Genomic DNA, 26102 nt, shown 5'->3' with positions numbered 1-26102 from the left:
TCACCACAGGGAAACACAAGAAGGGGACACCGAAATGATCCGCAACGCTCTGATCGCCGCCGCCGCTCTCACCGCCGTCGTCGCTCCCGCCACCGCGGTGGCCGACCCGATCATCGGCACGCCGCCGCCGTGCGTCGGCGCCTCCGACCTGGCGGGCGCGGACTTCAACGTCAAGAAGTGCGGCGTCAGCGACGTGGATCAGCACCGCGCCGGCCTGGAGAACAACGGCGGCGCCTACTGCGGCCCCGCGTCGCTCTACAACGTCCTGCACTACTGGGGTCACGAGAAGGACGCCCCGGTCGGCTGGTTTACCACCAAGGTCGGCAACCTCAACCCGAAGGACCCGGCCGACTTCAGCGTCATCACCAACTCGATCGGGCTGATCGGCAACCACGCCCAGTACGACGGTGGCACCAACCTCACCAACCTGCGCAAGGCGTGGGACATCGCCACCCAGCCCGCCCGCAACGCCGGCTGGACCACCTCCACGGGTGTCACGAGCACCCACAACAACGCCGACTTCGCCGGTGAGCTCGCGAAGAAGCTCAACGAGGGCCCGCTGCAGCTCGTGTACGGCCGCTACAAGGCCGGTCCCACCACGGGTTCGTTGCAGCGCAGCGGTGGCCACATCGTCACCGTCGTGTCCGCGACCGGTTCGTTCAACGGCAGCACGATCAAGCTGAAGCTGGCCGACCCGGGCCGTGCGCTCGACAGCGGTGAGGGCAACTACCTCTACACGCAGTCCGCGTACGAGTCGCTCGACGTCACCCTGGCCAAGAAGTCCATCAAGGAGTACATCCCGGTCAAGGACGACGAGAACACCCGCGCGGACGAGTCGCTGGAGCCGGGCACCTACCGCACGGTGACGCGCTGGGAGCTCACCGGTCCGCGCTACGTCAGCGACACCACCCGTCAGATGGTCGAGGGCTTCAACTGGTTCGACATGGCCAAGTAGTTCTTCCGCAAGACCGGGGCCGCACTCTTCAAGGGTGCGGCCCCTTCGCCATAGCCTGGTTCCATGCACAGCCGCGATCGGGAACGCATCGAGGCACCCAGCGCATGCGGTTAGCCTGGATTCATGCGTGTTCTCGTGGTCGCCGCTCCCCTCCTGGGTCATGTGTTCCCGTTGATGCCGCTGGCCCTGGCGTTGCGCGAGGCGGGTCACGAGGTCGTGGTCGCGACGGGCGGCGAGGCGCTGCGGGTCCGCGACTCCGGCCTGCGGGTCGAGGACGTGGTGCCGTCCCGCGTCCGATTCGGACCGATCGCGCTGCGCATCATGCTCGCGCATCCGCTGGTGGCCAAGAGGGAGCTGCGGGGCAGCGGCCGGCTCGACTTCGTGTCGCGGTTGTTCGGCACGGTCGGCGACGCGATGACCGAGCCGCTGCGGACGTTCGCCGGCGGGTGGCGCCCGGACGTCGTGGTGCACGAACCGCTCGCCGCCGCCGGGTCGGCGCTGGGGGTGCCGTCGATCGTCCACGACGTGTCGCTGTTCGACGGGCTGGTGCTGACGGCTGCGGTCGGCGCGCGCATGAAGGCCGAAGTGCGTTCTCCCGCAACGGTTCTGCGCACCGCGCCGCCGTCGCTCGCGGAGTTCCCCGGCGGTGAGCGGATGCGGTTCGTGCCGTACAGCGGCTACGGCGAAGTGCCGCGGTGGCTCGCGGAACCGTCCGGCACGCCGCGCATCCTGGTCAGCCGCAGCACCGCGCCCGGTCCCGGCGCCGGGCGGATGATGGCGGCCGTGGTCAGGGCGGCCGGTCAGGTGGACGCCGAGTTCGTGCTGGTCCGCCCGGACCGGACCGAGGGACTGCCGGGCAACGTCCGCACGGTCGGGTGGGTGCCGATTCCGCAGGTGCTGCCGTTCTGCGACGGGATCGTGCACCACGGTGGGGCGGGCACGGTGCTCGGCCGCTCGCGGCCGGGGTGCCTCAGCTGGTCGAGCCAGGACCCGGCGACCGGACCGTGCATGCGACGGCGATCACCGGGCGTGGAGCAGGGTTGCGGGCCGAGCCGCGTGAGGTCACGGCGGCGCTGCTCACCCGGCTGATCGAGGACTCGAAGCTGCAGCGGGCCGCCGGCGAGGTGCGCGCCGAGATGGCGGCGATGCCGTCACCCGGCGAGGTGGTCGAACGCTGGGAAAGTCTCCCGATTCAATAGAACAGCACCTAATCTGGCCGGGTGCGCATTCTCTTCTCGAGCTTAGGCTCGCACGGACACGTTTATCCGATACTTCCGCTCGCGATCGCCGCGCGAGCGCAAGGACACGACGTTCTCTACGCCGTCGACCCGGGATTCCACCCGACCGTGGGAAAGCTCGGGTTCACGGTGGTCGACGCGGGCATCGGCATCTGGGACGCGTTCCGCCAGGCGAACGCGCTGCACGGCACGGCCGGGTTCCGCCGGGACATGCTGCGGCAGACCGCCGTGGACGCCTTCGGGTCGTTGCTGCCCAGGGCCTTCGTGAACGATCTGGAACCGGTGCTCGAACGGGACAAGCCCGACGTCGTCGTCTTCGAGCTCATCAACCCCGGCGCGGGTCTCGCCGCGATGCGCGCCGGGATTCCGGCGGTCTGCCACGGATTCGGCAAGATGGACGAAACCCTCGTTCCGGAGGCAATGAGCGACCTCCTTCTGGAGTACGTCGCCGAACTCGGTATCACGCTGCCCAATGGGCACCATTACGGACTCGGATCGACGTATCTGGACGTCTTCCCGCCGTCTTTGCAGGATCTGGACTTTCTGGCGGACGTGGATCGAATTCCGATGCGGCCGGTTCCGTTCGCCGAACCGGGCGATTTGCCCGATTGGGTCGTGGCACACGAGAGGCCGCTGGTCTACCTGACGTTCGGCACCGCGTTCTCGAACCCGGACGTGCTGCGCACCGCGATCGCCGGGCTGTCCGGCGTCGACGCCGAGGTGCTGGTCGCGACCGGACCGCAGGTCGACCCGTCCGTGCTGACCGGCGTACCGGGCAACGTGCACGTGCTCCCGTGGGTGCCCCAGGCGGATCTGCTCGCGCACGCAGATCTCGTCGTGCACCACGGTGGCGCCGGCACCACGGTCGCCGCGATGACGCGTGGTCTGCCTCAGCTCGTGCTGCCGCAGGGTGCCGACCAGTTCCGCAACGCCGAGATCGTCACGGACACCGGGCTGGGCTGCCGGCTCGTCGGTGCGGACTTCACGGCGGACGCGGTGCAGGAGGTCGCACGGAAGTTGTTGCGGGACAACGATGTTCGAGCCGCGAACGCCGGTATCGCAGCGGAGATCGCCGCCATGCCGTCCCCGGACGAGGTAGTGCCGAAGCTGGTCGGCCTGGCCGGTGCTTAGGCCCTACTCGCTGGGCACCGGTTTCAACGCCGAGACCGCCTCCTCGACGGAGTCGTACAGCGAGAGGACGTCGGCCACTCCCGTGACCTGCAGCGGTCTGCGGACGGCGCGCTGCGGGGCGACGATGTGAAGCTTCTTGCCGTGCTCCTCGGCCAGTTCGTGGGCCGAGATCAACGTCGAGATGCCGGTGGAGCCGAAGAAGCTGACCAGCGTGAGATCGGCGATCAGAGCGGGCCCGTCGGCGGCGAACCCGAGACGAACGGCGGTCAACACGTCGTCGGCGGTGTCGACGTCGATCTCACCTTCGACTGCGACGACCATCAGCCCGGCCACCTCGGCGGTACGCACTGTGAGCAGCGATGATTCCTTGAACTGTTCCTCGTTCACCAGCACTCCCCGGTGGCCGCAGCGCATGGGACTCTGACTCCGAGCACGCTGCTGAACCCGGCTACATCCCCGACGTTACGGCCGTTGCTTCCCCACCACAACCTACCCGCCCGCGGAAAACCAGGTGACAACGCTCCAGCCGCGCTGTCACGATCACCGCATGTTCCTGACGGCTGAGCACAACACGTTCGCAGGTGTTCCTGCGGGCGCGCTCGCCGTCGCCTCGGCTCAGCTGGCCGGCGCCCGACTCTGACCCTTCTCCAGTCCATCCTTCAGGACCACTGGAGGAGGGTGGCAGCGGTCCATCGGTTCTGAACCTCCAGCTGTGACTCCTGAGGGACATAGGGCAATGAAGCAAGAGTTCGTGCGTGCCAAGCCGCACCTCAACATCGGCACCATGGGGCACGTCGACCACGGCAAGACCACGCTGACCGCGGCCATCACCAAGGTTCTGTCCGAAATGGACCCTTCGGGCACCACCTTCACGGCGTTCGACCGGATCGACCGGGCGCCCGAGGAGCTGGCCCGCGGCATCACGATCAACATCGCGCACGTCGAGTACGAGACGCCGACGCGTCACTACGCGCACGTCGACATGCCCGGCCACGCCGACTACGTGAAGAACATGATCACGGGGGCGGCGCAGCTGGACGGCGCGATCCTCGTGGTGTCCGCGGAGGACGGCACGATGCCGCAGACGCGCGAACACGTGGTGCTGGCGCACCGCGTGGGCGTGCCGTACGTGGTGGTGGCGCTGAACAAGGCCGACGCGGTGAGCGACCCGGAGCTGCTCGACCTGGTGGAGCTGGAGATCCGTGACCTGCTCTCGCAGTACGGCTTCGACGGCGACGCCACCCCGGTCGTGCGGGTCTCCGGCCTGCGCGCGCTGCAGGGCGACCCGGAGTGGATGCGGTCGGTGGTGTCGTTGCTCGACGCCGTGGACTCGCACGTGCCGGTGCCCGAGCGGGACCTGAGTGGCGCGTTCCTGATGCCGATCGAGAACGTCCTGACCATCACCGGCCGAGGCACCGTCGTGACCGGCGCGGTCGAGCGTGGCGTGCTCGGCCTCGGCGACCAGGTCGAGGTGCTCGGCCTGGGCGACTCCGTGTCGTCCGTGGCCACCGGCATCGAGACGTTCGGCAAGCCCATGCAGCAGGCCCAGGCGGGTGACAACGCCGCGATCCTGCTGCGCGGGGTGAAGCGCGGTGACGTCCGGCGCGGCCAGGTCCTGGCCCTGCCCGGCAGCGTCGCGCCGCACACCCGGTTCCGCGCGTCCGTGTACCTGCTCTCGCATGCCGAGGGCGGCAGGCACACGGGTATCGCGTCGAACTACCGCCCGCAGTTCCACTTCCGCACCGGCGACGTCGTCGGCGTGGTGGAGCTCGACAGGACGCTGGCCCTGCCAGGTGACACCGTCGAGGTCACGGTGGAGCTGGGCAAGGCGGTGGCGATGGACACCGGACTGGGCTTCGCGATCCGCGAGGGCGGCAAGACCGTGGGTGCCGGCACGGTCGGCGAGATCCTCGCCTAGGGCGGCGGCGACGACCCGCGAAGGTGGTCGCGCTGCCTTGGAGAGCGCGGCAGGACAGCCTTGTCCTGCCGCGCTTTCGTAAGGCCAGCTAGCCCGTCTCGTCGCTCACGGAGTGCGCGGTGCCGACCGGCTTCGACTCGGGCGACCCGCGCTGCCGCAGGTAGACGCTGAGGATCGCCATCGACGCGATCGCGAGGAACTCGGACTGCCAGTTCTGCAGCGACCGGTTCCAGAAGTCGGCGGAGAGGAAGTAGGCGAACAGCCCCATCTTCTCGGCCAGCGGGTCGGAGTTGCTGGCGTACCAGCCGGCGACCCACTGCAGGGTCCAGGAGAACAGGAACAGGACCAGCATCGCGAGGCCGAGCGACTTCGAGAACACCGCGGTGCGCCAGCCACCGGCGCGAGCCCACTTCGGCGACGACTCGTCGGCGTACCGGCCGACCTGCTGGTCCTTGTCGGTCCCCTTGCCGACCTTGCCGGCCGGCTTGGACTCGGGCGATCCCTTCTGGATCAGCCAGACGGTCGCCGTGACGTACAGGAAGAACTGCAGGTACTCGGACTGCCAGTTCTCCACGACGTCGACCAGGAAGTCGGCGGAGAACAGGTACGTCCCCAGGGTCAGCAACGGCTGCCCCAACGCGGCCTGACGCTCGTTGTAGTCGGCATGGCCGGCGAAGAGCTGTCCGACCAGCGCGGCGAGGAAGAGCCCGCTGAAAACGAGCGTCAGGCTGTGCTCGCGCAGGAATCTCCTCATAGGACCGGGTGCCCGGCGCACCTGGGTCTAAACATCGATCAACGGCACGACTTCCTTGGCCCAGAACTCGAAGAACTCCTGCTGCTGCGGCCCGATCTGCTGCACGTGGAGCTCGTCGAACCCGGCCTCGGCGAACTCCTTGACCTTCTCCGCGTACTTCTCCGGATCCGGGCCGCACGGGATCGACTTCGCGATCATCTCGGGCGTGACCAGCTCCGACGCCTGTTCGAAGTGCTTGGGCGTCGGCAGCACCTGGGCCAGCTCGCCGGGCAGGCCGTCGTTGGGCCACACCCGGTGAGCGGTCGCCACCGCGTCCTCCTCGGACGCCGCGTAACAGACCTTCAGCCCGCTCTGCGCCGGGCCGCGGCCGCCCTCGGCGCGGTACTTCTCCACCAGGTCACCGGCCGGGCCGACGCTGACGTAGCCGTCGCCGCAGCGGGCCGCGAGCCGGACCGCCTTCGGGCCGAACGCGGAGACGTAGATCGGCACCGGGCGTTCGGGCACGGTGTAGACGCGGGCGTTCTCGACTGTGTAGTGCTTGCCGTGGTGGGTGACCTCGTCGCCCTGGTGCAGCGTGCGGATGAGGCCGATGGCCTCCTCCAGCATCTCGAGCCGCACGTCGGCGGACGGCCAGCGGTCGCCCAGCACGTGTTCGTTCAGGGCCTCGCCGCTGCCGACGCCGAGCACGAACCGACCTTCGGTCTGGACGGCCGCGGTGGCGGCGGCCTGTGCGATGACGGCCGGGTGGATGCGGACGGTCGGGCAGGTCACGGCCGTGGTGATGGGCAGCGACACGGTCTCGGACAGCGCGCCGATCGTGCCCCAGACGAACGGTGACTGGCCCTGCTCGTCGTTCCACGGGTGGTAGTGGTCCGAGATCCACAGCGACTCGAAGCCGTGCTCCTCGGCCATCTTCGCGTTCCTGACCAGCTCGCGCGGTCCGTGTTCTTCTGAAGAGAGGAAATAGCCCAGTTTCACGGCAGCAACTCCTGGATCTTGGTCTTGAGGCCACGCGTCATGAACTGCCAGGCGTCCGGGTCGCCACGCAGCACCGCCTCGGTCATGTCCTTGATCTGTTCGAACGTCGCGTGGGGCGGGATCGGCGGCACGTTCGGATCGCAGTGCACGTCGAGGACGGTCGTGCCGTCGAACGCGAGCGCCGTCTCCCACGCCGTGCCGAGCTGCGCGGGGTCGTTGATCTCGATGCCGTGCAGGCCGATCGACCGGGCGAAGGCTGCGTACGAGATGTCCGGAAGCGTCTGCGACTCCTCGAACTTCGGCGCGCCGCCCATCGCGCGCAGCTCCCACGTGACCTGGTTGAGGTCGTTGTTGTGGAACACGCACACGACGCAACGGATGCCGTATCGCCGCAGTGTCAGCAACTCCGCCATGCCATTCATCTGCATCGCGCCGTCGCCGACCAACGCGATCAACGGCCTGTTCGGTTGCGCGAAAGCGGCACCCAGCGCGTACGGGACGGCGCAACCCATGGTGGCGAGCGTGCCGGACAGCGAGGACCGCACGTTCCCGCGGATCTTGAGCAGCCGCGCGTACCAGTTCGTCGCGGAACCGGAGTCCGCCGTGACGATCGCGTTGTGGGGCAGGCGTTTCGAGAGCTCGGAGACGATCCGCATCGGGTTGACGGGATCGGCCGGTACCTGCGCCTGCCGTTCGACGACGTCCCACCAGCGCTCGACGTTCGCCTCGACAGTCTCCCGCCAGGAGCGGTCGGTCTTGTTGTCCAGCAACGGGGTCAGCGCCCGCAACGTCTCCCGCGCGTCGCCGACGAGGTTGACCTCCGTCGGGTAGCGCATGCCGATCGCGCGGCCGTCGAGGTCGATCTGCACTCCGCGCGCTTTGCCGTACTGCGGCAGGAACTGCGAGTACGGGAAGTTCGATCCGACGATCAGCAACCGGTCGCAGTCCCGCATCAGCTCGTAGGACGGCCTGGTGCCGAGCAGTCCGATCGACCCCGTGACGTAAGGCAGGTCGTCCGGCAGCACGTCCTTGCCCAGCAACGCCTTCGCGACGCCGGCACCGAGCAGGTCGGCGGCCGCGCGCACCTCCTCGGCGGCGTCGCGGGCGCCCTGCCCGATCAGGATCGCGACCTTCTCGCCGCTGTTCAGCACCTCGGCCGCGCGCCGGATGTCGTCGAGGGCCGGCACGACGTACGACACCGGACGGGACGGCGGGCTCGACGGGATGTACTTGAACTCGTGCTTGGGCGCGGCGTACTCCTGCTCCTGCACGTCGTTCGGGATGATCAGCACGGCCGGTGCGCGGTCGGCGGCGGCGGTGCGCATCGCCCGGTCCAGCGCGTTCGGCAGTTGCTCGGGCACCGTCACGTCGACCAGGTACGAGGCCACGTCGCGGAACAACGAGTGCAGGTCGACTTCCTGCTGGTAGCTGCCGCCCTGAGCGGTGCGGGCGGTCTGGCCGACGATCGCGACGACCGGCACGTGGTCGAGCTTCGCGTCGTACAACCCGTTGAGCAGGTGGATCGCGCCGGGACCGCTGGTGGCCAGGCACACGCCGACTTCGCCGCTGAACTTCGCGAAGCCGACCGCGGCGAACGCGGCCATCTCCTCGTGGCGGGTCTGGATGAACCTGGGGTCGTTGTCCGCCTTGCCGAACGCCGCCACGATCCCGTTGATGCCGTCGCCGGGATACGCGAACACCTGCTGCACACCCCAGTCGCGCAGGCGTTGGACGACGAAGTCCCCGACGGTCATGAGGCGTTCCCTTCCAGTACGTAGACCGTGTAGGCGGAGCGGATGATCGGCTGCGCGACGTTGCGGACCCGCACACCGCCCGGCGTGATGCCCTGCTCGGTACCGAAGTGCGCGTGACCGTGCACGGCGAGATGCGTGCCCGTCGCGTCGATGGCTTCGCCGAGCAGGTACGAGCCGAGGAACGGGTAGATCTCCGGCGGTTCGCCGCGCAACGTGTCCGGCACGGGCGCGTAGTGCGTCAGCGCGACCTTGATGTCGGTGTCCAGTTCGGACAGGGCCTGTTCGAGGTTCTCCGCGATGTCGCAGGTGTGCTGGATGAACGCCTTCATCTCGCGCTCGCCGAACGCGCTCCCGCACTTGCCCGCGAACCCGCCGCCGAACCCCTTCACACCCGCGATGCCAATTGAGCAGCCGTTGACCCGATGGGTGAACGTCGTGCCCTCCAGCACGTGGATGCCCTTGTCCTGCAACGTCTTGGTGACTTCGAGCGGCTTGTCGTCGTGATGGTCGTGGTTGCCCAGCACGGCGACCACGGGCACCGGCAGGTCCGCGAACTCGTCCGCGACCACCTCAGCCTCGACGACCGTGCCGTGCCGGGTCAGGTCACCGGCCAGCAGCAGGATGTCCGCGTGCTCGCCGACCTTCTCCAACGCCGGCCGGAGGTGCCCGCGCATGTCCTCGCCGAGGTGGATGTCCCCGACCGCTGCGACTCGGATCATCGCAGGTCCTCCTCACCCTCCGGTTCGCCCGCAGGTGTCACGCGCACGTCGTTGAAGATCGTCAGCTCGGGGGCGGCCTCGTGCAGGACCTCCTCCAGTGCGGCCCGGCGTTCGGCGCAGGCGACGTCTCCGGAGAGCATCACGTGGTCGCCGCGCACGGTGACGCGCACGCCGAGTTCGGCGGTCCGCGGGTCCTCGGCGACCGCCCTACGCAGATTTGCCGCCAGGTACTGCTCGGAACTCATGGCCTCTCCCGATGATGTCCAGGCGTTCGATGAGCATCAGGAACGCTTCGGCGTAAGGCGACTCCTTGGTCTCCTCGCGCACCTGCTCCCAGTCGATCTGTTCGCGCAGCGCTCTGGCGAACGGCAGCAGCTCGCTGAAGTCGCACCGGTGGCCGTCCAGCACGAGCAGCTTGCTGGTCAGCACGAACGTCGCCGGCATCACCGGCAGCATCACCGAACCGACCGGCATCTCCTCGGCCATCGCGAGGGTCTCGTCGGTGACGATGCGCTCGTTCGGCCGGAACAGCAGATCCACCAGCGAGTCCCCGTCGTAGACCTTGAGCAGCCAGTCCTCCGGCGGTTCGGCGGCGCGAAGCCCGCGCTTCACCAGCACGCGCACGGCCTCCGTGGCGTCCTCCGGGCGCACGAGAAGATCGACGTCGTGCTCAGTCGCCGGCCCTCCACGCGCGTAGCCCGCACAGCCGCCGGTCAGCGCGAAGGGGATCTCCGCGCCGCGTAGAGCGTTGGCAACCTTGACCAACGTCCGCAGCAGCTTGTCCTGCAGTCCGCTCATGCACTCCGGGCTACCCGCCGATCAGGGGCGTGAACCTCAGTCGGTGGCGAGTCGCGCGTGGGTCTCCGTGTCGCTGACCTCGCGGCACGCCTCGGGGCGCCAGGGCCGCAGCAGGGTGTCCACCTTTCGAATTCCACGGGCCGGCTGCAACTCAGAGGGGTACTCAGACGTCAGAAGGACATCCGGCACAAGGAGAGCAGATGGTCATTTTCGGCTGGCGGACGACGATCGAGCAGCTGCGGATGCTGACGCTGGTGTGCGGGCACTGCCACCACCAGTCGGCGCACAACCTGTTCCGGCGCTACACGAAGCCGACCATCTTCTTCATCCCGCTGTTCACCATCCGCAGCACGTACGGGCTGCAGTGCACGTTCTGCGGCGTCTCGTACGACATCAGCAGGATGCACGCGCATCAGCTCGTCTGACAGGCAGAACACCCAGGCGCGTACTCGTCGGTGGTGACGCGCCCGCACTCCGGGCAGATCAGCTCGAGAAGGCAGGCCGGCTCAGCTTCAGGGACACGACCGAGGTCCACGCCCAGCCGATCGTCGCGACCACGTAGAGCAGCACCGTGCCTCCGGGGCTGCCCAGGAACGCCATCGGAACCATCAGGAGCACGCCCGTCAGGCCGCTCATCACCGCCAGCCATCCCCCGAGCCTACGCGCGAACACGAAGCACGCCCCGATCCAGCCGATCATCACGAGCCCGAACGCGGCGGCGTGCAGAGCGCCGTGCCAGGACAGCGCGGCGGGTGGGCCGTCGGGTGCTCCGGCCGGGAAGCCCAGGGCCGGATCGGCCACGAACACCCCGCCGAGGATCATCCCGGCCCCCATCAGGCCGATCAGCCGCGCTCCCCACCTCGTGTGCCTGGCCATGCCCGTCGCCGCGACCAGGAACAATGCGCCGCTGACGATGAAGTTCGCGATCTGGATCCAGCCCAGCGACCCGAGGCTGAGCATGCTGAACGGGTGCCGCGAGAGGTCGAAGCCCTCGCGGGTGAACGCCTGGGCGAATCCGACGACGAGGTAGAGCGGACCGGCGACGACGCCGCAAGCGATGCGGGACATGAGTTCCTCCAGGTGTTCGGTGTGAGGAGAACGGAACCACCGACAACTTTTTTTGTCAAGACTAGCGCCACTGTCTTGACGAAGAGAATCGTCGGCGGCAGGATGGGACCATCCACGAACCAGGACAGGGGAGAACCGATGGGCCACGAGTTCAAGAGCACCGACGAGATCGAGGTGCCGGCGTCCGTCGAGGACGTCTGGACGGCCATCGCGACGGGGCCGGGCATCGACTCGTGGTTCATGGGCCGCAACGAGGTGGCGAACGGCCAGGTCAAGATGGCGTTCGGCGGGTACCAGCCGACGAGCGAGATCACCGCGTCGGAGCCGGGGCGCCACTTCGCGTACGACAGCGGCAAGGCGCCCGACGGCCGGTTCATCGCCTACGAGTTCCTCGTCGAGGGCCGCGAGCACAGCAGCACCGTGCTCCGCATGGTCACGAGCGGCTTCCTGCCCGGCGACGACTGGGCCGACGAGTTCGAGGCGATGACGCTGGGCGGCGCGCTGTTCCGGCGCACGCTGCTCGAGTACCTGACGTACTTCCCCGGCCGCACGGCCCGTCCGCTCACGGTCTTCGGGCCGATGATCGGCGACTGGGACGAGGCCTGGAAGAAGCTCGACGTGGCGATCGCGGCCAAGCTGCCGGACGCCGTCGAGTTCCACCGCAACGAACACACGCTCGGCCTGCGCACCGAGAACGGCATGTACCGGTTCATGCGCGGGTTCTTCGGGCCGGTCATCGCCGCCCATCACGTCTTCGAGGGCGACGAGACCGAGCAGGACTGGCAGGAGTTCCTCGACACCACCCTGGGAGAGCAGAAATGACGCGCTTCACGACTTCCGCAGACGGCACCGAGGTCGCCTACTCGATCACCGGCTCCGGCCCCGCGCTGATCATCGTGGACGGCGCGATGTGCCACCGCATGTTCGGCCCGACCACCGAACTGGCCTCGGTGCTGGACAAGAACTTCACCGTCTACACCTACGACCGGCGCGGCCGCGGCGAGACCGGTGACGGCGCGACGCCGTGGTCCCTGGAGCGCGAGGTCGAGGACATCGACGCCGTGATCAAGGAAGCCGGCGGCAGCGCGTTCGTCTTCGGCGTGTCCTCGGGCGCGGTGCTCGCTCTCGAAGCGGCCTCACGCCTGCCCGGCATCTCACGGCTCGCGATCTACGAGGCGCCGTTCGTCGTGGACGACACGTACCAGCCGCGTCCCGCGGACATCGTGCGGCAGATGAACGACATGCTCGCCCGGGACGACCGCTCCGGCATGCTCTCGACGTTCATGAAGATGGTCGGCGCGCCCGGCTTCGGCGTCGCGATCATGAAGCTGACGCCGGTGTGGAAGAAGCTCAAGCTGGTCGCGCACACGCTGCCGTGGGACCTGACGATCCTCGGCGACGACGGCCGCGGCTCGAAGCTCCCGGCCGACCGCTGGACCGTCAAGGTGCCGACGCTCGCGATGGACGGCGGCAAGAGCCCCGAGTACCTCCGCAACGCCATGAAGAACGTCTCGGAAGTGCTCGGGGCGGACGCGGAGTACCGGACGCTGCCTGGTCAGACGCACATGTACAAGCCGTCGGTCATGGCGCCGGAGCTGGTGGAGTTCTTCTCGCGGGCCCAGAGCCGAGCATGACGGTGGCCCTAGTTCCGAGACAGGGACAGGCTGCGGTTCTGGACCAGTTTGTTGCCCGCCCACGACACCGCGTAGGCCAGCACGCCGAAGACCACCGCGACGAACACGCAGGCCAGGAGCACCTCGCCGTAGCCGTTGGAACGCGGATCCATGAACGGGTACGGGTACCAGCCCACGATCGGGCCCCTGACCAGCGTGTACGTGAGGTAGGCGAGTGGGAACGACAGCCAGATCCACGCTCGCCTGGTCTTCTCCGGCGCGAGCAACCACTCCACGACGACGAGGATCGGCACGATCGTGTGCAGCACCCAGTTCGCGTAGGAGGGTGTCTGCACGTCGATGCCTCGCAGCAGCAGCCAGTAGACGACTCCCGTCGTGCCCATGTAGAGCACGGCCGCGCCCCTGAGCTGCGCGGACACCGGGCTGAACACGCCCAGCAACGCCACGCACGCCGCGAAGACGTTCGACAGCACGGTGAAGTAGCTGAAGTGGTTGAAGGCGCGGAAGTTCTCGCCCAGCAGCACGACCAGGTAGATCTCCGCCGAAAGTACCAGCAGGAACACGGCCATCCGGAGCAGTTTGATCACTGACGCATTAGAACCCGGTTTCGTCAGGGGTGCATCCGGGCGCCCTTGAAGATCTTGTCGACGGCGTTCTTCTGGCCGTGAATCGCGAGGCCTACCAGGTCGAGGTCCTGCGTGTGCACCTTGCGGACGGCCGCGCGGTTGTCGTCGTCGTTGCCGGTGGCGAAAAGGTCGGCGGTGAAGATACTCATCGGCTGCTTGCGGCTGAGGGCGCGTTCGTGGGCCTTCTTGAGCAGGTCCTGGTCGCCCTGCAGGACCACGACGGGCTGGCCGAACATCGACAGGTAGTGCACGTCGCCGGCGTCGATGTAGGGCTCGCCGCGCAGCGTCTCGGGCAGCCCGCTGACGAGGAAGGCGGTGACGTTCAGCGCCTGCCAGCCGGCCAGGTCGTCCCGCAGCAGCACAGCGATCTTGGTGTCGAACATGGACTCAACGATCGCGGTCACGCCTGTCGCGCGTCTTGTACGTTTCTGACGTGAGCGTCGCGGCCTGGAAGCCGGGCGTGGAAGGCATCAAGGAGGTCTTCCACGCCTCCTTCACCACGCACGTCTACCCAGCGCACACGCACGACGCATGGACGTTGATGGTGCTCGACACGGGCGCCGTGCGGTACGAACTGGACCGTCACGAGCACGGCGCGCTCGTGGATGGCGTCACGCTGTTGCCGCCGCACGTGCCGCACGACGGCCGCTCCGCGCACCCGGCCGGGTTCCACAAGCGTGTGCTGTACCTGGACGACGCGGTGCTGCCGGCCGATCTGATCGGCAAGGCCGTCGACACGCCGATGCTGCCCGACCCGCTGCTGCGGCAAAGGGTCCATCAGCTGCACCTGACGCTGGACGAGCCGTTCGAGGCGGCGAGCAGGCTGGCGTTGATCACCGAACGTCTCACGCACCACTTCGCCGGCACCGCGCCCGCCGTGCACACGGACCCGACGCTCGCCGACCGGTTGCGGCAGCTGCTGGACGCCTCCCTTCCCGACGGGATGACCCTGAACGCGGCCGCGCGGGAGTTGCAGACCAGCCCGACGCACCTGGTGCGGGCGTTCAGCCGGCGGTTCGGGTTGCCGCCGCACAAGTACCTGACCGGCCGCCGGGTGGATCTCGCCCGCGGCCACCTGGTCGGGGGACGGTCGGCGGCGGAGGCGGCGGTGCTGGCCGGGTTCCACGACCAGTCGCACCTGACGCGTCACTTTCGCCGTGTCCTGGGTACGAGTCCCGGGCGCTTCGTACGCTGACACCGTGCACATCGGCATCCTCGGGCCAGTTGAAGCGCACTCCCCCGACGGCAAGATCGCGGTAGGTGGCCCACGGCCGCGCACTCTGCTGGCGTTGCTCGCGATCCGGGCGGGCGAAATCGTCCCGCTCGGCCGCCTGGTCGACGAGCTCTACGGCGCCGAGCCGCCGGCGGACGCCGCGAACGCCCTGCAGGGCCAGGTCTCGCGCCTGCGCCGGGCACTCGGAGACGCGTCGCTGATCGAGTTCCACCCGGCCGGCTACCTCCTGGCGCTGCCCGCCTCGCAGGTCGACGCGCACCGGTTCGCCGCGCTGGCCGCGGACGGCCGGCAGGCGTTGGAGCAGGGCGATCCGCAGGCGGCGGAATCCCTTTTGTCCGAAGCACTTCAGCTCTGGCGCGGCCCCGCGCTCGCCGACGTCGCCCTGGCGGACCACACGACCCGCCTGGAACAGCAACGCTCTGCCGCCGCGGGTTCGCTGGTCGCGGCACGGATCCGGCTCGGCAAGGCCGACGTGGCCGAGATCGGGGACCTGGTGCGGCAGCACCCGTTGGACGAACGCCTCCGCGGCTACCTGATGCAGGCGCTGAACCAGCAGGGCCGCCAAGCCGAGGCACTGCAGGCGTTCGAGGACGCGCGCGCCCTGCTGGCCGACGAACTGGGCACCGACCCGTCGCCCGAACTGCGTGCCGTGCACCTGCAGGTCCTGCGGGGGCAGACGCATCGCGAACTTCCGGCCCAGCTCACCAGTTTCGTTGGCAGGCAAGAAGAACTCTCGCGGATCGCCTCACTTTCCGCCCGGCTCATCACCCTCACCGGCCCCGGCGGCGCGGGCAAGACCAGGCTCGCGCTGCAGGCCGCCGGTCCCGGCGCGATCTTCGTGGACCTGGCACCGGCCAAGGACGTCGCGGCGGCAACGCTGCAGGCGTTGGGGCTCAAGGAGACCGTGCTGGAGCCGGAGGACCGGCTGACGCTGGCCTTGCGCGAACGCGACACGTTGCTGGTCCTGGACAACTGCGAACACCTGATCGCCCAGGCCGCGCAGCTGGCCCAGCACCTGCTCAGCACGTGCCCGTCGGTGCGCATCCTCGCCACGAGCCGGGAGGCGCTCGGCATCACCGGCGAGACGCTGTGCCCGGTGCCGCCGCTCGATCCCGAGCAGAGCGTGGCGCTGTTCGCCGACCGCGCCCGGCTGGTCAACCCCGCGTTCGTGCGCGACCGGCACACGATCGACATCTGCCGGGAGCTGGACGGCCTGCCGCTGGCGATCGAACTGGCCGCGGCGCGCACCCGCACGTTGACGACCGAGGAGATCGCCGCCCGCCTGAACGACCGCTTCCGCCTGCTCACCAAGGGAAACCGTGCCGCCGCGCCGCGCCACCAGACACTGCGGGCCGTCGTGGAGTGGAGCTGGGACCTGCTGACGGAGGACGAACGCGACCTGGCCGCGTGCCTCGCGACGTTCAGCGGCGGGGCGAGTCTGGAGGCCGTCGAGGAGGTCTGCCGGCACGACATCGGGACGCTGGAAGCGTTGGTGGACAAGTCCTTGGTGGAAGCCGCCGACGGCCGCTACCGGATGCTGGAGACCATCCGCGAGTTCTGCTCGGAGCACAAGCGCGTCGACGCCGAGCACGCAACGTACTTCCAGGAACTGGCTCGCCGCGCGGATCCCGAGCTGCGCCGGCGGGACCAGGTGCGGTGGTTCACCCGGCTGGCCGCCGAACACGCGAACCTGATGCAGGCCCTGGAATGGACGACCTCGTGCGCGCCCGAGCAGGCGTTGCGGCTCGTCAGTGATCTGGCCTGGTACTGGTACCTGAAGGGCAGCCGCACGGAGGTCCGCGGCGCTGCCCGCCGACTGCTGGACCGGGTGCCCGAACAGTCCACAGAGGAATACACGGTGCTGCTCGCCCTGGCCGAGCCCGAACACGTCGAGGAGAAGCTCCTGGCGTTGCGCGGCCCGATCAAGCAACCGTTCGTGCTCATCGCCTGGGCCATGCTCAGCGGCCCGCCCGACCCGTCCGCGCCGCGCACCGCGCTGCAGGACGAGGTCGAGAACAGCGAGGACCCGTGGATCCAGGGCCTGATCGGCTTCAGCAACGCCTACACCACCTGGGCTGCCAGCGGTGACCGCGCCCGCGCGATCGAGCAGTCCCGCGAAGCCCTGCGGCGGTTCCAGGACCTGGGCGAACGCTGGGGATCGGCCCAGGTCCTGGACGTGCTGGCCACCCTGACCGAGGATCCGGCCGAAGCTCTCGCGCTGACGGACCAGGCACTGCGGGCCGTCGCCGAACTGGGCGCGGTGGAGGAGCTGGCCGAACTGCGGGGCCGGCGCGCGGACCGGTTGCTCGACATCGACCAGGACCAGGCAGAGCGTGACTACCGCCAGGCGCTGGAGATGGCGGCACAGGCGGGCCTGGCCGCCACTCGGGCGCTCGCCAACGCCGGACTGGCCAGGATCGCCCAGCGCCGGGGAGATCCGGCACGGGCCGAGGAGCTCCTGCGGGCCGCTCAGCAGGAACTCGGGTTCGGGTGGATGCACACAGCGGCCAAGCAGCAGGTGGACGAGGCGCTCAGTGAACTGTGGCGTACTCGGGAAGTGTGATCGCGGTAGCGGCCCGCAGATCCATCCGCGCGAACATCGGCATCTTCGGGAGCAGCCCGAACATCCGGTCCCGCACCCACATCCCGAGCCTGCTGCCGGGTGCGAGGAACGGCCCCGGGTTGCCCTGGCTGCCGCGGGCGTACGGCCCGATCAGTGCCTCGTACCGGGCGAAGGCGTCGCCTCCCGCCGCCAGCTCCCCCGCCAGGACGTAGGCCGAGACGACCGCGAGCCCGGTTCCCATGCCGCCCAGCGTGGATCCGTACCCGGCGTCGCCGATCAGCGTGACCCGCCCGGAACTCACCGTAGGCATACGCACCTGGCTGATCGAGTCGAAGTAGACGCCCTGCGCCACCACCTCGTCCGGCATCAGTTCGGGAGGGATCGGCGACTTGTACAGCAGCCAGCCCGGTGAGGTCAGCACCCCCGGTGAGCAGGTCAGGTCCCGGTCGTCGCCCTCCGCGTCCCAGATCGCGAAGTAGTAGCCCTGGAACTTCGGCCGGTACTGCGGGAAGACCAGCCGCCGCACCCCGGACCGCATCCCGTCCGCGCCGATCACGAAGTCGAACCGCCGTGATCTCCCGTGTGCGAACGTGACGTCCACGCCGGCGCCGTCGTCGTGCAGCGCCGTGATCCAGTCGCCGAACACGTACTCCACGTCGGAGGCGGTCAGCTCGTACAGCAGGCGCGACAGATCACCGCGGCGGATCTCCACGTCCCCGGCCGTGAACGCGGCGGGCAGCCGTGCCCGCTCACGTCCGTCGACGCCGCGGAACACCATGTCGCGCGGCGTGGTCTGCGCGGCGAACACCGCGTCGAGCACACCCATCCGCCTGAGCACGGACAGGTGCGCCTCGCCGCGGAAGTCCACGGCCTGGCCACCGTCACGCAGCGACGGCGCCCGCTCGACCACCACCGGGGAGAAGCCGAAACGCGTCAGCCAGTGCGCCAGAGCGGGCCCGGCGATTCCCGCTCCCGAGATCAGTACGTCCATGCTCGGGATGCAACGCCGGGCCGCTGACCAAACCCTGCCGAAACGCTGACCTACGCCCCGCCGATGATCTTCAGCATCTGCGAGATCTGGCCCTGCCGGGTGTTGACGACCCGTTCCGCGTAGGCCGTCGTCTCGGGGTTCATGCCGTCCTTCTTCTCCGTGAGCGCCATCTCCACCCCGGCACCCTGATGCCCCGTCATCAGGTTGAGGAAGAGCTGGTCGAACTCGGTTCCGCTCTTGTCCTTGGTCTCGTTGATGACCTTGTCGTCGAGCAGCGGCTGGCCACCGTGGGCGGCGTGCAGGTTGGCACCATCACCCTCCGGCTTGCCCCAGAGCTTCAGCCAAGACTTGAGCATCGTGAGTTCCTCGCGCTGGGTCACGTCGATCGCGCCCGCGAGGTCCTTCGCCTCCTGTGTGGTCGCCTTGGCGAGGCCGACCTGCGAGAGGCTGATGCCGAGTTGCAGGTGGTCCACCATCATCTGCACGAACATCACGTCCGCGTCGTTGAACCTCGCACTGGCGGCAGGAACGGGTGGTGCGGCGGAGCTAGCGCCGTGCCCGTGGGCTCCTTGGCCCTCCGGCACGACCGCCTCTCCGCCGCACCCCGCCAGCGCCAGGACCGCGGCCGCGATCACCAGGCGCCTCATCAGGTCAGACCTTCTCCCACAGCGCCGCCGCGTTCGGCGGTTCCCAGCCGGTCAGCGACGTGTGCGCCTGGCGGCAGCGGTAGGTCGAACCGCCGTAGGTGACGGTCGATCCGGTCGCGTAGGAGGTGTTCGCGGCCCACGTGCCACCGGCGGGCGGTGGCGTCGTGGTGCTGGACGTCGTGGTGGTGGGAGGAGGGGTGGTCGTGGTGGTGGGCGGCGGGGTCGTGCCTCCACCACCGCCGATGTTGAGGTCGATGCACGAGTAGAACGCGTTGACCGTGTCGCCGATGTTCCAGATCGCGTACAGCTTCTGGCGGCCGGAGAACCCGCCGAGGTTGATCGTGTGGGTGGTCGGGTTGGTCGGCTGCTGGTTGTTGCCGGCGACGTAACCGACGCGCGTGCCGCCGATGAAGTACTCGTAGTCGCGAGTGGCGTGGCGCGCGGTGAAGGTCCAGGTCAGCGACAGGGTCTGACCGGTGTTGGTGACCTTCCAGGGCAGCCCGTCGTTGTCGAGAGGCGCGAAGGCGCCGTTCGCACCGCTGCAGTTCTTCAGGCCCTTGGGGCCTTCGGCACTCTGCGGCTCGTACTTCGCCTGGCCGCAGAGGTCGACGGAGACGTCTCCCCTGGCACACTGCGCCGAACGACTGGCCGGCGACGACACGTAACCGTGCGCGCTCGCCGAACCGACCGGCGTGATGAAGACGATGGCAGGGACAGCGGCCATGACGAGCGCCGTTTTACGCATGAGTTTCATTCGTCCGAACTCCTTGGATCGTTCCCGAACGGGTTGACCCGTAGGCAGGGGGAGGGAACCGGGAGCGCTCTAGATCGCTCGCCGATCCAGTTTCGGTCTGTGGTCTAGACCATAAACCGGGATTCGGAAAACGGTCAAGCAATCACCGGACACGAACGAAAAACCGCCGCCTGCCAACAAGTCCACACCAGAGAGTGCTCTGCACTCAGCCATTCGGGTTACCGGATCAGACCACTCGGCTCATTGGTACGAACTCCGCCGAGTGGGTATCCCCGTGCCATGCGCGAATTCGACGAGCCCAGCAGGGCAGCCGGCCCCGGCGTTGTCATCGACGGGCCCGCAGGTGCCCCGACTGTCCTCGTGATCGATCCAGCGGGAGAATCGGTCCACCACGAGATCCCCGCGACCTGGCGGCCGCTGACCGAACACCTGCGGATCGTGTGGCTGCGAGTCCCCGCCGCACCGACCTGGAAGTCCACAGTGGACACCGTGCTGACCAGGCACCGCGACGACACGCCGACCGTGCTCGACATCGTCACGAGCGGACCGCTCGCGGCCGACGTCCTCGACCTCGTGGCAGCTCACCGCGACCTCGTGCGCTCAGTCCTGCTGGTGGACCCCGAAATCCAGGTGGACGCCCCGTTCGCCCAGGTCATCCCCCACGCCAACACCACCCCGGTACCGCTCCCCCTCGGCCACCCCGACGTCGTCCAGGGCGTGCTCGCGGCACTCGAACCCCACCGAACCACTTAGGGTCCGGAACTTTCGCTGAACCGGACACTTCGGCCACCCGTATCCCTCGGCAGGGAACACGAGACGGGAGGCTTCATGCGAGCGCGTCTGCTCATCATCGTGCTGGGCCTGCTTGCGCTGACGGGCTGTTCATCTGTCGGCGGCAGCAGTCCGGGCGAACCGGCGGCCAACGAGGCGGACGCGACGTTCTCGTTGCGGATGATCCCCCACCACCGCCAGACGATCGAGATCGCCAAGGTCGCCATGCAGAAGTCCAAGGACGAGTTCGTCGTCAACGTGGCCGACAAGATCGCCACCGCCGAGGCGGGCGAGATCGAGCAGATGGCCACCTACCTGCGCAGCTGGAACATCCAGGTGCCCGGCGACGACGCCAACGCCACGCACAAGATGGCGGGCATGATGACCGTCAAGGACGTCGAGGCGCTGAAGTCCGCCACCGGCAAGCAGTACGACGACCTCTTCCTCGCCACCCTCTCCCGCCACCTCCGCAGTGGCGTGGACATGGCGAAGGACGCGCAGGCCAAGGGCGAGCACATCGGCTCCAAGGCCCTGGCCGGGAAGATCATCGTGTCGCAGACCGAGGTGCTGGACCAGATCAGCGCCAAGCAGAAGTCCTGACGCCACAACGGGACCCGCACGCCAGTCACGGCCGGGCGCTTTCAGCCCGGCCTTTTCCGGCCGTCCAAGGGCTCCGTAAAATCTCCGAGCATGCTCGGTGTCTGGGTGGCCCGCTCCGACGCCGAGAGCACACCAGCCATGGCGAGATCGTCTCACCTTGATCACGCGGTGAGTCCCGCCGTCCCTGGCCAGACACATCTCAGTGGCCTGGACGGATTCGGCATGAAAACCTCACGCCCGTGGCTACTGAAACCGAGGTAGGAGAGCTGTTGCACCAGCGCGGCTGGCGAACGGCATTCACGGTCGCGGAAAGGGTCAACGGGTGGGCTGCCCTGGTGGGCATCATCGAGCATGGCTACGGCGACGACATCCATGAGTACACCAACGATCTCTACTGCCGAAACTGGCTGCACGAGGCTTGGCTCCTACTGGACGAACACGTCGTCCAGCTCTGGACTCCGCGGATCAAAGCACTGGACGACCGGTACAAGGCCGCGACCATCGACGATGACGGCCAAGCACTCGGTCAGTTCCACCGGCTGCCCGACCCCGCCCTGTGGTGGTGGCGGCGACACCCCTGCATCCTCCCCGGAGACCTCGGGCGTTCGCTTCGCTCGGCCGGTGCCATCGGCACCGAGCCCGACACAGCATGACCCTTTGCCTCGTGGGATTGCGGGACAACCCCTTAAGCATCGCGCCAGAGGCTCAAGGTAAAGCCCTGATCGCCGGGTTGGTACCGCCCCACCCGCGCAAGGCGACCGCCCTGCAATCGGACGTACAGAGGGAGTTTTCCGGCTAACCGACGTGCACGCGTGGCCGCCGAGCCGGATCCGACTCAGCCGAGCGAATGATCTCGCGTACCACCGGAGGCGTATCGCCACGCCCGAGGATCAGGTAGCGGAAGAGGTGCGCCAGCGGATTCCCCTCCGACCACTCGAAGTGCGCGTGCGGGATCACGCCGGTCGAGTCGCGCAACGCCAGCAAGATCGCCGCGATCGCGTTCGGCGAGGCGGGAGCGGAGGCGCGCAGGATGCGGTGGCCGTCCACCTCCACGCCGGACACGCACAGGACGTTGCTGAACGCCGACGGGTCGACGATGTCGATCTCCAGGAAGAGCACGTCCGCGGATCCCGGCACCGGGTTCATGCCGCGCTGCTCGGCCTCCTTCTCGTCGTACTCCGCCTTGTCGCCGGCCTGGCGGCGGTTCGCGATCAACGTGATCAGGCCATCGTTCTCGATGGTGGCGGTGACGAACCGGCGGGCCTGCTCGTCGAACTTGATGCTGTCGACGCGTAGTTCGGTCGTGCGCGAGATGCGCGACACCAGGGAGATCACCACGATGCCGATGATGAAGCCGAACGAGATCGTGATGCCGTCCGGCTTCTCGATCACGTTCTCCACCAACGCGTACAGCAGCACCAGCGTCAGCACGGTGAACCCGATTCCCGCGCGGCGCTGCCTCTTGCGCCACGCGGAGACCGTCACCGCGAACGAACCCGACACCATCATCGCCAGGATTCCGGTGGCGTAGGCGCCGGCCTGCGCGTTCACGTCGGCGTTGAAGATGATCGTGATGATGATGCAGATGATCGTGTAGACGATCACGACGGGACGGACGGCGCGGCCCCATTCCGGTGCCATGCCGTAGGAAGGCAGGTAGCGCGGCACGATGTTGATGAGGCCGGCCATCGCCGAGGCGCCGGCGAACCACAGGATCAGGATGCTGCTGATGTCGTAGACCGTGCCGAACACCTCGCCGAGCAGTTCGTGTGCGAGATACGCCAGGGCACGGCCGTTCGCGGGGCCGCCAGGCGCGAACTTGTCCTGCGGCACCAGCACGGTGGTGATGAACGACGTCGCGACCAGGTACACCGACATGATCAGCGCGGCGGTCGTCAGCAGCTTGCGCGTGTTGCGCACGCGGTTGTCGAGGCGTTTCTCCGGCGTGTCACCGGACGCCGCGACGAGCGGCATCATGCTCACGCCGGTCTCGAAGCCGGACAAACCGAGCACCAGCAACGGAAACGCCAGAATCGCCGGGCCGATGACGCCGAAGAACCCGTCGCCGTGCGCGCCCAGCGCCGACACCCAGCGGTCAAGCGCGTCCGGCGTCGCGAAGACGTCCACGAACCCCACCACGACCACGACGGCGTTCAGCGCGAGGAACACCGCCACCAGCGGGATCGCGATGCCCACGGCCTCGCTGAAGCCCATCAGGAACACGCCGCCGAGGATCAGCAGCAGCACGATCGTCAGCCAGAGCTCGGCGTCGTGCAACGACTCCGGCACGTACGGGTTCTCCAGCGCGTGCACGGAGGCGTCGGCGGCGGACAGTGTGATCGTGATGATCCACGACGTCGCCACGAAACCGAGCAGCACCAGCACGAAGATCTTGCCCCGCCAGAACGGCAGCAGGTCCTCCAGCATCGCCACGGAGCCCTGGCCGTGGGGGCTCTCCCGCGCCACCCGCCGGTACATCGGCAGCATGCCGAGCAGCGTCAGCGCCACGATGAGCAACGTCGCCAGCGGGGACAGGGCGCCGGCGGCCAAAGCCGCGATGCCGGGCAGGTACGACAGGGTGGAGAAGTAGTCGACGCCGGTGAGCGTCATGACCTTCCACCACGGGTGCGGCCTGGCGTGCGACTCGTGGCTTTCGGGACCCGAAGGCGCCACGCGGTCCGCGAGCAACCACCTGCCCAGCGGTCCGCCGGGAGGCGCCGGACGGTCCGGGCTCGGAACCTCGGCGGGGATGGCGAACTCCGTGCTCATGGCACAGAGCATGCCACCGTCAGCTGGTCACGGCCGGAACTCGGCCGGAAAACCAGCCTCCTGAACAGACAGTCCGGACGGACGCAGCGTGCCGATGCTGCCCTGCGTGTGCAGGTCGAGGAAAAGGTCCACCACATCCGGATCGAACTGCTGCCCGCGACCCGACCAGAGTTCGCGCCGCGCGCGGTTCTCGTCCAGCGCGGTCTGATGTGGACGGTTCGACCTCATCGCGGCCCACGCCACGCACACGGACAGGATCCTTGCTTCCGCACGGATGTCGGCGCCGCGCAGGCCGTCCGGATAACCGGCGCCGTCGTAGCGTTCGTGCTGCTGCCTGATCACGTACGCCACCCCCGCGAACCCCGGCACCATCCGCGCGAGCCGGTAGCCGAAGTCGGGGTGCTGGCGCAGCAGCCGCCATTCCTCTTCGGACAGTGCGCCGGGCTTGGTGAGCACCACCTCGGGGATGATGACCTTGCCGATGTCGTGCAGGCGCCCGGCGAGCTGGGTGACCCTGATCGTGGGCGCGTCGAGCCCGAACTCCCCCGCGGCCACGCCGGCCCAGCGCGACACCGACCGGCTGTGGTCGTAGCGGTGCAGCCAGCCGTCCACCCGGTCGGCGACCTGGCAGAGGAACTCCGCCATCGCGCCGTCGGTGTCCGGGTCGACCGCTGGCAGCGGCTCCGGACCGACCGCGATCCTGTTGCGTCCCGCCGCTTTCGCCGCGTACAGGGCCCGGTCCGCGATCACCACGATGTCGTCGGGACCGTCGCCGTGCGTCGGGAAGCTCGCCGAGCCGACCGACACCGTGACGAACAACGGGATGTCGTCGTTGCCCGCGTTGACCGGAATCGGTTTCTCCGCAACGCGTTCGCGCAGCCGGTTCGCGATCACGGACAACCGGCCGGGACCGGCGTCCGGCACCAGCAGCGCGAACTCCTCGCCACCGTACCGAGCGAGCACCTCACCGGCCCTGGACGCCGCGCGCAGCCGTGCCGCGACCTCGATCAGCACGTCGTCGCCGGCGGGGTGGCCGTAGTTGTCGTTGATCGACTTGAAGCGGTCGACGTCGATGATGAACACCGCGACCGACCCGTCGCCCCGCCGGGCGCGGGAGATCTCCAGCGGTAGCTGGGCCTCGAAGAACCTGCGGGTGTGCAACCCGGTGAGGCTGTCGGTGATCGCGAGCTTGCGCTGGTCCGCGACCAGCCCCGCGAGACGGGCGATGATCAGCAGCGACAGCAGCCCGCTGCCGGCGGCGATCACCAGGACGTCCTGCGACGACTGGCCCACGTCGTGCACCAGCATCAGGATCGGGGCGGCGAGAGCGGCCGAGCACAGCGCGATGATCCGGCCGCGGCTCAGCCCGACGTCCTTGACGTGTGCGCGGTCCACGAGCCGCGCCATCGTCGGGTGCAACGCCGCCGCGCCGATGCACAGGTTCGCCGACAGCCAGATGGCGTCGAGGAAGTTGCCCGCGTGGTAGCTGCCGTCGAGGCGCTGCAGCACGTAGATCGTGTCCGCGGTCAGGATGCCCAGCAGGTTGCACGTCAGCAGGATGAACGCGCGCGGCCTGGGGCCCGCCCCGAAGATCAGCCGCAACGCCACCACGAACAGCGCCAGGTCCATCATCGGGTAGCCGAGCGACGCGATCTTCACCAGGACCGGTGAGGTGAGGCGGGCCTGCGGGCCGATCACGTAGAGCCAGGACGCCATGCCCGCGACGACCGCGAGCACCGCGGCGTCGAGCAGGCTCGGCAGGTCGAGGCCCGGCGTGCGGCGGCGGATCAGCAGGATCACACCCGCGACCATCAACGGGTAATGACCCAGGTAGAAGATGTCCGCGTACGAGGGGTAAAGCGTGTTCTCGAAGATGTAGTGCGATGCGTAGAACGTCAGGTCGGCGATCGCGTAAACGACCTGGCTGAGTGCGAGGAACACCCATGGCCGCCGCCATTGGGGGCGGTTGCGCTTGACACCCGCGAATGTCGCGACAGCTGCCGAAGCGCTGATCGTGCAGTAGAGCACCACCCGTACCGTTTGCCCCGCTGTCCCCGCGGGACTCACCGGAATGAGGTAGTAGACGCCCAGCAGCAGGTGACCCGCCACCAGGTACATCCACCACGCCCCGATGTGGCCGGTACGGAAGATGGTCACACGAGACCCCTCGTTCTACGACATTGGTCGAGCCAGGTGATGA

28 protein-coding genes are annotated in these 26102 nt (G+C 68.5%); 13 read left to right on the top strand and 15 right to left on the bottom strand.

The features are described from left to right. Positions 1 to 34: 34 nt before the first annotated feature. The 4 genes from BLR21_RS10190 (at position 35) to BLR21_RS10180 (ending at position 3324) form a co-directional block, all read left to right on the top strand. Positions 35 to 955 (top strand): hypothetical protein, encoded by a 921-nt coding sequence (locus BLR21_RS10190; protein ID WP_090005542.1) that lies wholly within the window; start codon positions 35 to 37, stop codon positions 953 to 955. Positions 956 to 1078: 123 nt separating this feature from the next. Then, positions 1079 to 2044, top strand: a complete 966-nt coding sequence (locus BLR21_RS10185) for a glycosyltransferase (protein ID WP_218130824.1) — start codon at positions 1079 to 1081, stop codon at positions 2042 to 2044. After that, complete coding sequence (locus tag BLR21_RS44650) at positions 1960 to 2154, top strand: nucleotide disphospho-sugar-binding domain-containing protein (protein WP_420843867.1); 195 nt, start codon at positions 1960 to 1962, stop codon at positions 2152 to 2154. The genes BLR21_RS10185 and BLR21_RS44650 overlap by 85 nt, the downstream gene beginning before the upstream one ends. Before the next feature lie 21 nt (positions 2155 to 2175). Next, the gene (locus tag BLR21_RS10180) at positions 2176 to 3324 is read left to right on the top strand and encodes a glycosyltransferase (RefSeq protein ID WP_090005541.1); all 1149 of its coding nucleotides are present in this window, start codon (positions 2176 to 2178) and stop codon (positions 3322 to 3324) included. Positions 3325 to 3327: 3 nt separating this feature from the next. On the opposite strand, the gene BLR21_RS10175 is transcribed toward BLR21_RS10180, so the two are convergent. Further along, positions 3328 to 3711, bottom strand: coding sequence for an STAS domain-containing protein (locus tag BLR21_RS10175; RefSeq protein ID WP_176929560.1), 384 nt, complete (start codon positions 3709 to 3711; stop codon positions 3328 to 3330). A gap of 349 nt (positions 3712 to 4060) precedes the next feature. On the opposite strand from BLR21_RS10175, the gene tuf reads away from it, so the two are divergent. After that, positions 4061 to 5242 carry an elongation factor Tu gene (gene tuf / locus BLR21_RS10170; RefSeq protein ID WP_090005539.1) on the top strand — a complete coding sequence of 394 codons (1182 nt, stop codon included), beginning with the start codon at positions 4061 to 4063 and terminating at the stop codon, positions 5240 to 5242. An 88-nt stretch (positions 5243 to 5330) separates the two neighbouring features. Here the strand turns inward: tuf and BLR21_RS10165 are convergent, their stop codons facing one another. From BLR21_RS10165 to BLR21_RS10140, 6 genes are read right to left on the bottom strand one after another with little or no spacing between them, the layout of a single operon-like run. Further along, positions 5331 to 5996, bottom strand: a complete 666-nt coding sequence (locus BLR21_RS10165; RefSeq protein WP_090005538.1) for a DUF6766 family protein — start codon at positions 5994 to 5996, stop codon at positions 5331 to 5333. 27 nt (positions 5997 to 6023) lie between these two features. Further along, positions 6024 to 6974, bottom strand: a complete 951-nt coding sequence (locus BLR21_RS10160; protein WP_090005537.1) for a TIGR03557 family F420-dependent LLM class oxidoreductase — start codon at positions 6972 to 6974, stop codon at positions 6024 to 6026. Continuing rightward, entirely contained in the window at positions 6971 to 8728 is a 1758-nt protein-coding gene (locus BLR21_RS10155) for a thiamine pyrophosphate-requiring protein (RefSeq protein WP_090005536.1), read from the bottom strand. Before BLR21_RS10155 ends, BLR21_RS10160 begins: the two co-directional genes overlap by 4 nt. After that, positions 8725 to 9447 (bottom strand): metallophosphoesterase family protein, encoded by a 723-nt coding sequence (locus BLR21_RS10150; RefSeq protein WP_176929559.1) that lies wholly within the window; start codon positions 9445 to 9447, stop codon positions 8725 to 8727. Before BLR21_RS10150 ends, BLR21_RS10155 begins: the two co-directional genes overlap by 4 nt. Then, the gene (locus tag BLR21_RS10145) at positions 9444 to 9692 is read right to left on the bottom strand and encodes a BON domain-containing protein (protein ID WP_030476731.1); all 249 of its coding nucleotides are present in this window, start codon (positions 9690 to 9692) and stop codon (positions 9444 to 9446) included. The genes BLR21_RS10150 and BLR21_RS10145 overlap by 4 nt, the downstream gene beginning before the upstream one ends. Further along, on the bottom strand, positions 9655 to 10245 hold the full coding sequence (locus BLR21_RS10140) for a nucleotidyltransferase family protein (protein ID WP_090005535.1): 591 nt from the start codon (positions 10243 to 10245) through the stop codon (positions 9655 to 9657). Before BLR21_RS10140 ends, BLR21_RS10145 begins: the two co-directional genes overlap by 38 nt. Positions 10246 to 10445: 200 nt before the next feature. Between BLR21_RS10140 and BLR21_RS10135 the strand changes: the two genes are divergently transcribed. Beyond that, positions 10446 to 10670, top strand: a complete 225-nt coding sequence (locus BLR21_RS10135) for a zinc-ribbon domain-containing protein (RefSeq protein WP_030476728.1) — start codon at positions 10446 to 10448, stop codon at positions 10668 to 10670. A 58-nt stretch (positions 10671 to 10728) separates the two neighbouring features. On the opposite strand, the gene BLR21_RS10130 is transcribed toward BLR21_RS10135, so the two are convergent. Then, positions 10729 to 11313: a DUF998 domain-containing protein gene (locus tag BLR21_RS10130; RefSeq protein ID WP_090005534.1), complete on the bottom strand. Its 585-nt coding sequence runs from the start codon at positions 11311 to 11313 to the stop codon at positions 10729 to 10731. Positions 11314 to 11451: 138 nt separating this feature from the next. Between BLR21_RS10130 and BLR21_RS10125 the strand changes: the two genes are divergently transcribed. Together BLR21_RS10125 and BLR21_RS10120 are read left to right on the top strand one after the other, a co-directional pair. After that, entirely contained in the window at positions 11452 to 12135 is a 684-nt protein-coding gene (locus BLR21_RS10125) for an SRPBCC family protein (RefSeq protein ID WP_090005533.1), read from the top strand. Then, complete coding sequence (locus BLR21_RS10120) at positions 12132 to 12947, top strand: alpha/beta fold hydrolase (protein WP_090005532.1); 816 nt, start codon at positions 12132 to 12134, stop codon at positions 12945 to 12947. Before BLR21_RS10125 ends, BLR21_RS10120 begins: the two co-directional genes overlap by 4 nt. An 8-nt stretch (positions 12948 to 12955) precedes the next feature. Here BLR21_RS10120 and BLR21_RS10115 read toward each other — a convergent pair whose 3' ends face one another. Both BLR21_RS10115 and BLR21_RS10110 read right to left on the bottom strand, forming a co-directional pair. Further along, positions 12956 to 13534, bottom strand: coding sequence for a Pr6Pr family membrane protein (locus BLR21_RS10115; RefSeq protein ID WP_143027673.1), 579 nt, complete (start codon positions 13532 to 13534; stop codon positions 12956 to 12958). Positions 13535 to 13557: 23 nt separating this feature from the next. Further along, positions 13558 to 13956: a DUF2000 domain-containing protein gene (locus tag BLR21_RS10110; protein ID WP_090005643.1), complete on the bottom strand. Its 399-nt coding sequence runs from the start codon at positions 13954 to 13956 to the stop codon at positions 13558 to 13560. Between the two features lie 50 nt (positions 13957 to 14006). Here BLR21_RS10110 and BLR21_RS10105 point away from each other — a divergent pair, with 50 nt between their 5' ends. Together BLR21_RS10105 and BLR21_RS10100 are read left to right on the top strand one after the other, a co-directional pair. After that, complete coding sequence (locus tag BLR21_RS10105) at positions 14007 to 14768, top strand: AraC family transcriptional regulator (RefSeq protein WP_090005530.1); 762 nt, start codon at positions 14007 to 14009, stop codon at positions 14766 to 14768. A 4-nt stretch (positions 14769 to 14772) separates the two neighbouring features. Continuing rightward, the gene (locus BLR21_RS10100) at positions 14773 to 17370 is read left to right on the top strand and encodes an AfsR/SARP family transcriptional regulator (protein WP_176929558.1); all 2598 of its coding nucleotides are present in this window, start codon (positions 14773 to 14775) and stop codon (positions 17368 to 17370) included. Here the strand turns inward: BLR21_RS10100 and BLR21_RS10095 are convergent. From BLR21_RS10095 to BLR21_RS10085, 3 genes are read right to left on the bottom strand one after another with little or no spacing between them, the layout of a single operon-like run. Further along, complete coding sequence (locus BLR21_RS10095) at positions 17339 to 18361, bottom strand: FAD-dependent monooxygenase (RefSeq protein ID WP_090005528.1); 1023 nt, start codon at positions 18359 to 18361, stop codon at positions 17339 to 17341. The two genes, BLR21_RS10100 and BLR21_RS10095, sit on opposite strands and share 32 nt — an antisense overlap. A 50-nt stretch (positions 18362 to 18411) precedes the next feature. Further along, positions 18412 to 19008, bottom strand: coding sequence for a DUF305 domain-containing protein (locus tag BLR21_RS10090; protein ID WP_090005527.1), 597 nt, complete (start codon positions 19006 to 19008; stop codon positions 18412 to 18414). A gap of 4 nt (positions 19009 to 19012) precedes the next feature. Continuing rightward, on the bottom strand, positions 19013 to 19762 hold the full coding sequence (locus BLR21_RS10085; RefSeq protein WP_090005526.1) for a lytic polysaccharide monooxygenase: 750 nt from the start codon (positions 19760 to 19762) through the stop codon (positions 19013 to 19015). Positions 19763 to 20041: 279 nt separating this feature from the next. Between BLR21_RS10085 and BLR21_RS10080 the strand changes: the two genes are divergently transcribed. The 3 genes from BLR21_RS10080 to BLR21_RS10070 all read left to right on the top strand — a co-directional run bounded on the left by BLR21_RS10080 (position 20042) and on the right by BLR21_RS10070 (position 21786). After that, positions 20042 to 20515, top strand: a complete 474-nt coding sequence (locus BLR21_RS10080; protein WP_090005525.1) for a hypothetical protein — start codon at positions 20042 to 20044, stop codon at positions 20513 to 20515. 75 nt (positions 20516 to 20590) lie between these two features. Next, positions 20591 to 21133: a DUF305 domain-containing protein gene (locus tag BLR21_RS10075; protein WP_090005524.1), complete on the top strand. Its 543-nt coding sequence runs from the start codon at positions 20591 to 20593 to the stop codon at positions 21131 to 21133. Positions 21134 to 21468: 335 nt separating this feature from the next. Next, complete coding sequence (locus BLR21_RS10070) at positions 21469 to 21786, top strand: hypothetical protein (RefSeq protein ID WP_218130822.1); 318 nt, start codon at positions 21469 to 21471, stop codon at positions 21784 to 21786. A 142-nt stretch (positions 21787 to 21928) separates the two neighbouring features. On the opposite strand, the gene BLR21_RS10065 is transcribed toward BLR21_RS10070, so the two are convergent. Beyond that, on the bottom strand, positions 21929 to 23902 hold the full coding sequence (locus tag BLR21_RS10065; RefSeq protein WP_090005522.1) for an APC family permease: 1974 nt from the start codon (positions 23900 to 23902) through the stop codon (positions 21929 to 21931). Between the two features lie 27 nt (positions 23903 to 23929). Then, positions 23930 to 26059, bottom strand: a complete 2130-nt coding sequence (locus tag BLR21_RS10060; protein ID WP_256334594.1) for a bifunctional diguanylate cyclase/phosphohydrolase — start codon at positions 26057 to 26059, stop codon at positions 23930 to 23932. Positions 26060 to 26102: the final 43 nt, after the last annotated feature.

It is taken from the genome of Lentzea albidocapillata subsp. violacea, from assembly GCF_900100275.1.
GTDB classification, from domain to species: domain Bacteria; phylum Actinomycetota; class Actinomycetes; order Mycobacteriales; family Pseudonocardiaceae; genus Lentzea; species Lentzea violacea.
This window is presented reverse-complemented; position numbering and strand designations above follow the sequence as displayed.